Annotated in this window: 10 protein-coding genes and 1 pseudogene; all 11 read left to right on the forward strand. The window is 45.2% G+C overall.

All coding sequences use genetic code 11. From position 1 onward, the window contains the following. Positions 1-137: 137 nt before the first annotated feature. Entirely contained in the window at positions 138-1250 is a 1113-nt protein-coding gene (locus C805_RS14110; protein WP_016214537.1) for a metallophosphoesterase, read from the forward strand. A gap of 12 nt (positions 1251-1262) precedes the next feature. Further along, the gene (locus tag C805_RS14115; RefSeq protein WP_016214538.1) at positions 1263-2567 is read left to right on the forward strand and encodes a GHKL domain-containing protein; all 1305 of its coding nucleotides are present in this window, start codon (positions 1263-1265) and stop codon (positions 2565-2567) included. 288 nt (positions 2568-2855) lie between these two features. After that, a complete protein-coding gene (locus C805_RS14120) occupies positions 2856-4202 on the forward strand; it encodes an MATE family efflux transporter (RefSeq protein WP_016214539.1) in 1347 nt (448 codons plus the stop codon). Between the two features lie 19 nt (positions 4203-4221). Beyond that, positions 4222-5124 carry a helix-turn-helix transcriptional regulator gene (locus C805_RS14125; protein WP_016214540.1) on the forward strand — a complete coding sequence of 301 codons (903 nt, stop codon included), beginning with the start codon at positions 4222-4224 and terminating at the stop codon, positions 5122-5124. Between the two features lie 70 nt (positions 5125-5194). Next, complete coding sequence (locus C805_RS27515; RefSeq protein ID WP_016214541.1) at positions 5195-5917, forward strand: effector binding domain-containing protein; 723 nt, start codon at positions 5195-5197, stop codon at positions 5915-5917. Positions 5918-5919: 2 nt separating this feature from the next. Then, a pseudogene (locus tag C805_RS14130) lies at positions 5920-6548 on the forward strand (GyrI-like domain-containing protein). 76 nt (positions 6549-6624) lie between these two features. Next, a complete protein-coding gene (locus C805_RS14135; RefSeq protein ID WP_016214543.1) occupies positions 6625-7038 on the forward strand; it encodes a DUF3788 domain-containing protein in 414 nt (137 codons plus the stop codon). A gap of 742 nt (positions 7039-7780) precedes the next feature. Continuing rightward, positions 7781-9079 (forward strand): Y-family DNA polymerase, encoded by a 1299-nt coding sequence (locus tag C805_RS14140; RefSeq protein WP_016214545.1) that lies wholly within the window; start codon positions 7781-7783, stop codon positions 9077-9079. Next, positions 9066-9407, forward strand: a complete 342-nt coding sequence (locus tag C805_RS14145; protein WP_016214546.1) for a YolD-like family protein — start codon at positions 9066-9068, stop codon at positions 9405-9407. Before C805_RS14140 ends, C805_RS14145 begins: the two co-directional genes overlap by 14 nt. A 188-nt stretch (positions 9408-9595) precedes the next feature. After that, the gene (locus tag C805_RS14150; RefSeq protein ID WP_016214547.1) at positions 9596-10717 is read left to right on the forward strand and encodes an ISAs1 family transposase; all 1122 of its coding nucleotides are present in this window, start codon (positions 9596-9598) and stop codon (positions 10715-10717) included. Positions 10718-10852: 135 nt separating this feature from the next. After that, on the forward strand, positions 10853-11152 hold the full coding sequence (locus tag C805_RS14155) for a YciI family protein (protein WP_016214548.1): 300 nt from the start codon (positions 10853-10855) through the stop codon (positions 11150-11152). Positions 11153-11385: the final 233 nt, after the last annotated feature.

The following is an 11385-nucleotide window of genomic DNA, read 5'->3' on the forward strand; positions in this document are numbered from 1 at the left end:
CGGAAAATCCAGAGAAATCAGGGGTTTGGGAAATTATTAAAAGTTTATAAACAAAATAAGTCTTTCCTGACAGTTCTGTTTTGTTTATACTGTAATCAGACAGAAGAAGATTTTCATGAATGCAAAGGAGAAAAGAAATGTGGATGTTGATTTTGGGAGCTCTGCTTCTGGGAACATTGCTGGGCATTGTGTATCTGGGAAATCGGTTTTCCGGATTTTATATGGCAGGAAGGCAGGAAAAAGGACGGAAATTTTTCCGGTTTCTGACGGGGCTTCTTCCTGTTCTGCTTATTTTTGCGGTTACAGGGGTGGTTTTTGGGCCCATCAACGGGGAAATCTGTATTTTACACATGGTGGTAATCTGGCTGTTATGTGACGGGGTCAGTTATCTTGTAGAAAAGAAGCGGGGAAAAACCTTTATGCGGTACTATGCCGGCATGTGCGCACTGGCCATTACGGCCCTTTATCTTTCCTGGGGCTGGTATCAGGCAAATCATGTCTGGCGGAAAGCGTATGGGATTGCAACAGAAAAGCAGGTGGGAAGACTGCGGGTGGTACAGTTTGCAGATTCCCATGTGGGCAATATCCTTTACGGAGAAAAATTCACAGAGCAGATAAAGGCCATACAGTCTGAAAAGCCGGATATTGTGGTGATAACGGGAGATTATATAGATGACGACACTTCAAAAGAGGATATGATTGCCGCATGTGAGGCCCTTGGTACCCTGAAAACCACTTATGGGGTGTATTATGTTTTCGGAAATCATGACAGAGGTTATTATGGTCCGGAGTACCGGGGTTACAGCGGAGAGGATCTGGTGGCCGAACTGGAAAAAAATAACGTAACGGTACTTGAGGATGAAGTGGTTGTGTTGGACAGCCGTTTTTACCTGATTGGAAGGCAGGACCGTTCCGGGGACAGTCAGGGAGGAGGAAGAGCTTCCATGGAAGAACTGACCGAAGGGCTGGATTCGGAGAAATACAGTATTGTTCTGGACCATCAGCCCCATGATTATGAAAATCAGGCGGCCGCGGGAGTGGATCTGGTGCTGTCAGGCCATACCCATGGGGGACAGCTGTTTCCATTTAACCATATGGGGGAGTGGACAGGGATTGATGATAAAACCTATGGTCTGGAAAGGCGTAAACAGACAGATTTTATTGTAACTTCCGGGATTTCTGACTGGGCTGTTAAGTTCAGAACCGGGTGCAGGGCAGAGTATGTGGTGATTGATATACAGGAAAACTGACAGGAGATTATTATGAATGCGCTGATAACAAATATTATAAACAATGTGTTTCACGGGATCTGGTTCTACTGTATTCTGCTGGAGCCGAAATACAGCAGAAGAAGGTCAGTGGCAACTTTGGCAGGTACAACGCTGTTTTTTCAGGCTGTAGTGCTGGCAATGCGGTATTTTCTGGCAGATATGCCTTATGGAGGCACCGGCATCATGCTGCGGTATCTGGCAGGATATTTTCTTGCAACTTTTATCTTTGGCGGCGTGTATATTTTTTGTCTTTCCGCCTCCCATCCGGTAAAATCCCTGTTTCTGGTTTCTGCTTATTTATGTTTCTGGACCCTGCTTTATATCACGATTTCCATTGTTACAAGAACCACTTCCGGTGCGGGAACTCTGGAAATCTGGCTGCTTCGCATCGGGCTGAATATATTTTTCATGGCACTGTATTACGGGATGTTCAGGAAGCGTCTCCTGCGTGTTTATCAGGGCGTAAGGAGCGGGTACGGGACGGTTGCGGCTATTTCCCTGATGGCGTTTGTTATTATGACACTTTTGATTATCTATAATGACAATATGAAAAACCGGGATAATCTTTATCTGGTAATTCTGATTTTACTGTGCGGCTTTATGGCGTCAGTATATATTCTGCTGTTTCTTTTCATTGCCCGGTCAGATCAGGCTTATCATTTAAAACAGATGCAGTTTCATGAAAAATTTCTGATGGCCCAGATTGATTCCTATGAAGAGATGAAACAGAGCATGAAAAGGACGAGACATGATTTCAGACATCATAATCTTGTGGTGGCGGAATATGCCAGAAACAGGGATTACCAGGGAATCCTGAATTATCTGCAGGAATATGATGACAGGGAAATGGAAACCTATGCCAATATTTTCTGTGAAAACCATGCAGTCAACAATGTGGTTTCCTCTTATGTGGACCGGGCAGAGCAGAATCATATTGAAGTGGACACGGATATCCGGCTAGGAGAGCTGAAAGAAATTTCTGATTATGATCTGGTATCCATTTTTGCAAATATCCTGGAAAATGCTCTGATAGCCTGTACAAAAACAGAACACGAGCGATGGATTCACATTTTTGCAGAGCAGAAGGGGAAAAAGCTGGTGCTGGCGTGCGAAAATACCTGTACCGGGGAGGTTATATTTGAAGACGGGCTGCCCAGGAACAGGGAGCGTGATGGAGTAGGCGTGGAAAGTATCCTGAACTCTGCCAGGCAGTATGGGGGGAATGTGGATTTTTCTGTTTCGGAAGGTGTTTTTACCTGCCGTGTGATCCTTAATAATTTCCGGTTAAAGGGTTGACCGGGAGAAAAAGGAAAGGTAAAATAGCAGTTAAAACATATGTTTTCTTTTTATCTTACAGGAAAGACCTTGTCATGCTGACGTGTGAAAGTATTTCCTGTAAGATAAAAAACAATGATGCGCAGCTCGTGCGAATAGAAGATGTCGCTAAAGCGACTGCACTCGGCGCAGCAAACCGTCCAGGTCCCTCATGAGTGAGGGGGTAGGGGAGCTGAAGTGGGCCTGCCCACTTTGTTCTTGAAATACATTGTCACGTTAAAGTGTGAAAAAGACAGGAGTGTACCGGTTATGTCAGAGCAGATAAAGGGCAGTATGGTAACGGGAAATCCCACCAGGGCCTTAATTGGGTTTACGCTGCCCATGGTGGCGGGAAACCTGTTCCAGCAGTTTTATAATATTATGGATTCCGTGATTGTGGGAAATGTGGTGGGCGAGGAGGCGCTGGCGGCAGTTGGGGCCTCCACTGCCATTACCATGATGTTTGTTATGGTGGCCATGGGAACGGGAATTGGTTGTTCCGTGGTGATTTCCCAGTTGTTCGGGGCAAAAAAGCTGGAAGAAATGAAAACAGCCATTTCCACTGCATTGCTGTCCATTCTGGGATTCAGTATTTTTCTGAGTATGCTGGGACTGGTGATTAACAGAGGCCTGATGGACCTGATGGGCACGCCGGAAAATATTTTTGAGGATGCGGCGGAGTATATGCAGATTTACTTTTTCGGTTTTGTATTTCTGTTTTTGTATAATGCATTTTCAGCCATTTTCAATGCCCTGGGGGATTCCGGAAAGCCTCTGATGTTTCTGATTTTTTCGTCCCTTTTAAATATCGGGCTGGATTTGTATTTTGTGGCAGAGCTGCATATGGGAGTGGCAGGAGTGGCCTGGGCCACCCTGATTGCCCAGGGGATTTCCGCTCTGCTGTCTTTTGGATTTCTCATGTGGAAGTTAAAGGGGATTGAGACGGAACGTTACCGCCGCTTCGATCCGGCTCTCTTAAAAAATATGGTGAAAGTGGCTGTTCCCACCATTGTGCAGCAATCCATTGTGTCGGTGGGCATGGTGCTGGTTCAGTCGGTGGTCAACCGGTTCGGCTCCACGTTTCTGGCAGGCTATACGGCCGCCACAAAAATAGACGGGATTGCCATTGTGCCCATGGTGGCTGTGGGAAATGCCACTTCCACCTATGTGGCTCAGAATATGGGTGCCCGGAAACCGGAACGGATCGGGCAGGGCTACCGGATCTGCCTGATGATGGCAGCAGGAATCGGCCTTACCATTGCGGTGATTCTGCATTTTGCCGGAAATGATTTTGTGGGGCTGTTTCTGGATTCTGATTCCAGCCGGGAAGCCATTGCCATCGGAGCCCGGTATCTGAGTATTGTTTCACTGTTTTATTTTATGATGGGGCTTATGAATGTCAGCAACGGTGTGCTGCGCGGTGCGGCAGATATGGGATGGTTTCTGACCTGCAGCCTGTGTAACCTTGGGGTCCGGGTGGGGCTGACTTATGCACTGGCTGACGCAACCCATGGAATGATTATCATGTGGGCCAATCCGGCAGGCTGGGCAGTGGGACTTGGACTGGCTGTGTTCCGGTATTTCCAGGGAGGATGGAAGACGAAACGGATAGTATGACAGGAATGGAGGTACCTGTATGAAACTGGATCGGATGATTGGGATTCTCTCCATTCTGCTGCAGCAGGAAAAAGTAACGGCGCCTTTCCTTGCAGAAACATTTGAGGTATCCCGGCGTACCATCAACCGGGATATTGAGGCCCTTTGCATGGCGGGAATCCCCCTGGTGACAGAGCCGGGGAAAAATGGCGGGGTGTCCATTATGGAGGGTTATAAAATAGACCGGACATTGCTCAGTACGTCGGATATGCAGGCGATTCTGGCGGGCCTGCGCAGTCTGGACAGTGTAAGCGGTACCAGCCGTTATGCCCGGCTGATGGAAAAACTGTCAGCGGGAGCTTCCAGCCTGCTGGCGGGAGATACCCATATTTTAATAGACCTTTCATCCTGGTACAAAGACACGCTGCCGCCTAAAATTGAACTTTTACATGATGCCATTCTTTCCGGAAGGAAAGTTTCTTTCTCCTATTTTGCGCCAAAGGGAGAATCATGCAGAACTGTGGAGCCATATGACCTGATTTTCCAGTGGGCTGGCTGGTATCTCTGGGGCTGGTGTGAGGCCAGAGAAGATTTCCGCCTTTTTAAACTGGGAAGAATGACAGAAGTGCAGATGGGAAGCCCTTTTGAAAAGCGCGAGGTTCCCCTTCCGGATTTATCTTCGGAGCGGGTATTTCCTTCTGCCTTTCAGGTCAGGGCGAAAATCAGTCCTTCTTATAAATGGAGGCTTGTGGAGGAATATGGGCATGAGAGCTTTGTGGAACAGCCCGATGGAACTCTTTTGTTTTCCGCTGGTTTTGCAGATAAAACCAGTGTCATCAGGTGGATATCTTCTTTTGGAGACGGTGCGGAACTTCTGGAACCGGAAGAATTGCGGCAGGAGGTGCTGGAGTTTGCTGAAGGGATCCGGAAAAAATATCTGTAAACATGACATACTGATGTCGTGTTTGTTCTGGTAAAATAAGAGTATTCAAAAGAAAGGATGGTCTTATTTTATGGAGTATGAAATCATAACACTGAAAGAAAAAATTGTTACAGGTATTTCTGCCAGGACTAACAATACTTCCCCTGACATGGGAGCTGTGATCGGGGGACTCTGGAACCGTTTTTACAATGAGGGGATATATGCCGGGATTCCCGGAAAGGTAACTCAGAAAGCTCTTGGGATTTATACAGATTATGATGGAGATGAAAAGGCAGATTATACAGCCATGGTTGCCTGTGAGACTGCAGAAGAACCGCAGGGAACTCAGTTTGAGATTCGCAGGATTCCGGCAGGGCGGTATGCCAGATTTGTGATTCACGGAGATATGGTACAGGCAGTGGCCGCAGCCTGGCAGGAAATCTGGAAGATGAATCTGCCCAGAACATTTCTGTATGATTTTGAGGAATATCAGGACGACCGTATGGAGGATGCGGAAATACATATTTATGTGGGAATGAAAGAGGACAAAAAGGAGAAGGCGGAATCTCGCTGCGGTCTTCTGTGCAGCCAATGCGCTTACCGGGAGCAGATGAACTGTGCAGGCTGCGTACATATGGAAAAACCTTTCTGGGGGGAAAGCTGTCCTGTGAAATCCTGCTGCCAGGAGCAGAAACAGGAACATTGCGGACAGTGTGAAAAATTCCCCTGTGAGGTACTGAATCAGTTTGCATATGATGAAAAACAGGGAGATGGCGGAAAGCGGATAGAACAGTGCCGTCTCTGGAAGGGATAAAAATGGCTTTTGATTATAAGAAAGAGTATAAAGAATTTTATCTGCCCAAAAACAGGCCGGAACTGGTAACGGTTCCTTCCATGAATTTCGTGGCAGTCCGGGGCGCAGGCGACCCGAATGAGGAAGGCGGCCCATATAAACAGGCCATCGGGCTGCTTTACGGAATTGCCTTTACCATTAAGATGAGTAAAAAGGGTCTCATCAGATGGAAGGATACTTTGATTATGTGGTGCCGCCTCTGGAAGGCCTCTGGTGGCAGGATGGAGTGAAGGGCGTTGATTATTCCCGCAAAGAGGATTTTCAGTGGATTTCCATGATTCGCCTGCCGGAATTTGTGACAGAAGAAGAGTTTGACTGGGCTGTGGCAGAGGCCTCGGCGAAGAAAAAAACAGATTTTTCCAAAGTGGAATTTTTGACGTATGAAGAAGGATTATGTGTACAGTGTATGCATATCGGCCCGTACGATGAGGAGCCCGCCACCGTTGAGAGAATGGATGTTTTTACAGAGGCACAGGGGTATCAGCCGGATTTTGGAGAGGGACGTTTTCATCATGAAATTTATCTCAGTGACGCAAGAAGGTGCAGGCCTCAGAACCAGAAGACGGTGATTCGCCATCCGGTAAAGAAATGAACAGGGGCAGGCATGGGAACAAATAGAGACAGGCGCGAAACAGAAACAGCAAATTGAGGTTACAAAGGAGGATACCATGCCGGATATCATACCCGACGCAGAACAAATGACAACGTTAATCGGAAAATCGTTATATGAAATCTGGAACGAACTATGCGCTTTAATTGATGAAAAATACGATATGGACCGTTTATGGAATAAAGGCGGCAAAGCATGGACATATGAATATAAATACCGCCGGGGCGGCAGAACTCTTTGTGCATTATATGCAAGAGAAAACTGTGTGGGTTTTCTGGTTATTTTAGGGAAAGAGGAACGTTTGAAGTTTGAAAAAGACAGAGAAAATTACTCAGAGGAAGTTCAGAGAATCTATGATAAAACTCAGACGTATCATGACGGGAAATGGATGATGTTTGAGCCGGCTGACACCACTTTGTTTGATGATTTTATCAGACTGCTGAGGATTAAAAGGAAACCGAACAGAAAATAGAACGAAAATGATGAGCTGTTTTCTGATGTGTCTCTGAATGACGAAACGGACACATTCTTTATTACGACTGTTGATGGGAAAAGGTTCATTGTCACTGTCAGCCCTATGACAGAGGATAAATCACTCACAGAGCTGTGGGAAAAGAAGAATTCCCAATTATGGAAATTAATAGGGTGGCATTCTGATTCTGAATGCTCTCTGTGCGGGCAGAAAACAATTTTCCATATTTACAGATATGATTCATGGTGCTGTACCGCATGTAATCTGTGGCTGGACGACACCTGTGACGATCCTGACTGCCCGTTTTGCAGTAGCAGACCTCCCACACCGCTGGAGGCATATAACATCATTGACACAGAAGCTGACAGCGCAATCCGTAAAAAAGACTGGAGACGAAAGAATTATCAGCATAAAATGGATGGCATGTGGAAACATAAAAAACAACGGGAAACCATTTTACGCTGTAAAAAAGCGGACAGGTCCGCTTCAACTTCCTGAATCTCTCATTCTTGAGTGACCTGGGCGCTTTGCCGCGCGCGAGCGGATTGCACAGCAATTGATTTCCGCTCCGCGAGCTGCGCATCCTGCCCGGAGGGATTTCTCTTATAGGAAATCTATATACTTTAGTATTTCACAGTAACACGGTATTTCCTATAAGAGAAAAACCGGAATCATACCTGATTCTCGCAGGCAGAACATTACCGTGTTCTGCCTGAATTCTGTAAAACAGGAGGAAACAGACATGTGCCAGAAAACCTGCGTATGCATTGATTTAAAATCTTTCTATGCGTCTGTGGAATGCGTGGAACGGGGGCTGGACCCACTGACCACCAATCTGGTGGTGGCAGACCCGGAACGTACAGAAAAAACCATCTGTCTTGCAGTTTCCCCTTCCATGAAAAAGGCAGGCGTACCTGGAAGGTGCCGGGTATTTGAAATCCTGCCAAATATAAAATATATTATGGCGCCTCCCAGAATGCAGCTTTATATTGATTATTCTGCAGAAATTTATGGTATTTACCTGAAATATATTGCAAAAGAAGACATCCATCCCTATTCTATTGATGAAGTTTTTATGGACATAACAAATTATCTGTCCATGTACCGTCTGACAGCTGAAGAGCTGTGCCGAAAAATGATACTGGATGTGCTGGAAACCACCGGTATAACCGCCGCTGCAGGAATCGGGACAAATCTGTATCTGGCAAAAATTGCCCTGGATATCACCGCCAAACACGTGGAACTGTCTTCTGGTTTCCGAAAGGGGACAGCCATCCCCATTGGTACGTTAGACGAGGAATCCTATCAGAAAACCCTGTGGGACCACAAACCACTGACAGACTTCTGGAGAATCGGACCCGGAACCGCCAGGCGGCTGGAACGGGTGGGCATCCATACCATGAAAGAAATTACAGAGGCCGACGAAACTATGCTGTACCATCTTTTCGGTGTTGACGCAGAACTCCTGACTGACCATGCATGGGGCAGGGAATCCACTACCATGGCGGACATTAAAAATTATAAGTCAAAAGATACTTCCATTTCCAGCGGACAGGTGCTGAGTTGTGATTACAGTTTTGAAGACGGGAAACTGATTGTAGAAGAAATGGCAGACCTTCTCTGCCTGGAACTGGTGGATAAAGGGCTGGTTACCAGCTCCATCACCCTGCATGTGGGATATTCCCCGCGTTCCGGCAGAAAATCCGCCCATGGAACAACTGCCATGACGCTGACAACCAGTTCTGCCAGAGCAATTATTTCCTGCGCTCTGAACCTGTATGAACAGATTGTTGACCAGTATACCCCTGTCCATCGGGTAAATCTGAGTTTTAACCATGTTATGGACGAGCTGTATCAGCAGTATGACCTGTTTACAGACCCGGCAGCTCTGGAACGGGAACACCAGCTCCAGAAAGTCATGCTTGACATTAAGGAAAAGTATGGGAAAAATGCTATTCTGAAAGGAATGAATCTGCAGAAAAATGCCACCACCATGGAACGGAACCAACAGATTGGAGGACATAAAAGTGGTACGAACTAAAATGAACTGGGAAGAACGTGCAAAACAGTTTATGCCCTTTGCCGCCTTAAAAGGCTATCCGGAGGCTCTGCGAAAGAAGGAAAAAATCGTCGTCCCAAAGGCAGAACTGTCAGAAGAATATCAGGAGGAACTGAACCGCAGCCTTCTTCAGGTGAGAATCAATGATATTATATCGGTCACATATTTTCATAAAAATGAGTACCTGAAAGTAACCGGCATGGTATCCAGGATTGACAAATCTGCCAGACTGCTCCAGGTTGTAAATACGAAAATAGCTTTTGATGATATTTATCATATCAGCGGAGAAAACATTAAACAATATGAATGACAGAAAACATATCAGATGCCAAAGGGACTGCTCTGAGATTTTAAGAATGACATTTGATGTCAGGTAAGTTTCGATATTTTGCAGTTTGTCTGATTTTATCGTATTTGGTGGAACACGACAAACGCATGAGTAAATAAATTGTGAACATGCCTCTTTTCTGGTAAAATAAAAGAAAAGGGGCGTTGTTTATGGAAGAATTATTAAATTGGATGGAATATATTGAAGATGTGCGTCAAAAAAAGAAAGTCCGGCATTTGCTAAAGGATATTCTTGTGATTGTTTTGTTTGCCACACTCGCAAATGCAGATGACTGGGCAGAGATTGCGCTGTTTGCTCAGGTGTATGAAGAGTATCTTAAAAAATATATCGAGTTAAAGAATGGCCCACCGTCTCATGATACGATACAGCGAGTAATGGGGATGATTTCGCCGGATATTCTCCAACAGCTTTATGGAAAATGGCAAGACCTGCTGAACAGGGAAGAAGGCGAAGCACTGAAAAAGATCATCTGTATAGATGGAAAAACAATGCGTTCTAACAAACAGGGAAAAGAGAAGCCGTCTCATATTGTAACCGCATGGAGACGTGAAGACGGTTTCAGCCTGGGACAGAAAGCAGTGAGTGAAAAGAGCAATGAGATTACAGCAATTCCGGAACTAACAGAAAGGTTACAGATAAAGGGACAGATCATTACGATAGATGCAATGGGAACGCAGACAGCGATCGTAGAAAAAATCCGGGGAAAAAGGGCAGATTATGTGTTGGCATTAAAAGGAAACCAGGGGAGCTTATATGAAGAAGTAAAAGAGTATTTTGCAGATGAAGAACTAACCAGAGAGATAGAAAAATCAGGAAATTATAAGAAAACGAAAGAAAAAGCCCACGGGCAGATAGAGACACGGGAATATTACCAGACAGAAGATATCCGATGGATGACACAGAAAAAGGATTGGAAAGGGCTGAAAAGCATAGCGATGGAAAGAAAAAGTATAGAAAAGAATGGGAGAAAGAAAACGGAATACCGCTATTTTATCAGCAGCCTAAAAGGAGACATAGAAACCATAAGCCGGGCAGTAAGAGGGCATTGGAGCATAGAGAGCATGCACTGGCATCTGGATGTAACATTTCGAGAAGACGCAAACGCAACACTGGATAAAATGTCAGCGCAGAATCTGAATATAATCAGGAAATGGAGCTTAAGCATATTAAAGCTGATGGAGCTTACAAAAAAGAAATTATCAATGAAGAAAAAAAGGTTTGTAATAAGTCTGTCACCAATCAAATATTTGGAGGAAGTACTGGACTTTTAAAAAATTACAGTTGGAAAAATTTGAATGGTAGAAACGTTCATGCGTTTGTCGTGATGACAGACAGATTGCTATTGCCGGATAAATATAATATAATACCCTCAGTGAATCCCCATAGAATGTAAAGGAGAAAATCGTATGGAAAAATTGATGTATATGATGATGATTGAGAAAAGCAAGACCTATAATAAAATGACAAAACAGGTAGTTATGGAACACGTTGAGAACATAAGAAAGCTGGACGATGAGGGAAAGCTGGAAATCTGCGGTGTCTTTAAAGGCTATCCGGGAATGGCAGGTATGTATATCCTAAAAACAGAGAGCCGTGAAGAAGCAGAAGAAATTTGCAAAGCAGAGCCGCTGGTTATGGGAGGATATGCAACCTACAAATTGGTTGGTTTGCAGATTGCAAACCGGGAAAATAATTACTTGCTGTAATTGCGAAAAGGAACAACACTGGGGCAAATTAAATCCGGCTTATTTGTAAACTGAATAACCGCCGCTACATGGAACGGCACACCAAGACAGGAAATCAAGAAAAGGTTTCCTGTTTTTTTGCGCCCATTTTTGGCATTTTGAAAAATCGCCAGTATTATGCCGTGCAAAGGGGATAGAAAGAAATTTCCTCTCCCATTTGGCAAATCCGCAAGCTGTCCGTGGAGGGCAGGCAA

The sequence above is a fragment of the Eubacterium sp. 14-2 genome (assembly GCF_000403845.2).
Taxonomy (GTDB): Bacteria; Bacillota; Clostridia; order Lachnospirales; family Lachnospiraceae; genus Petralouisia.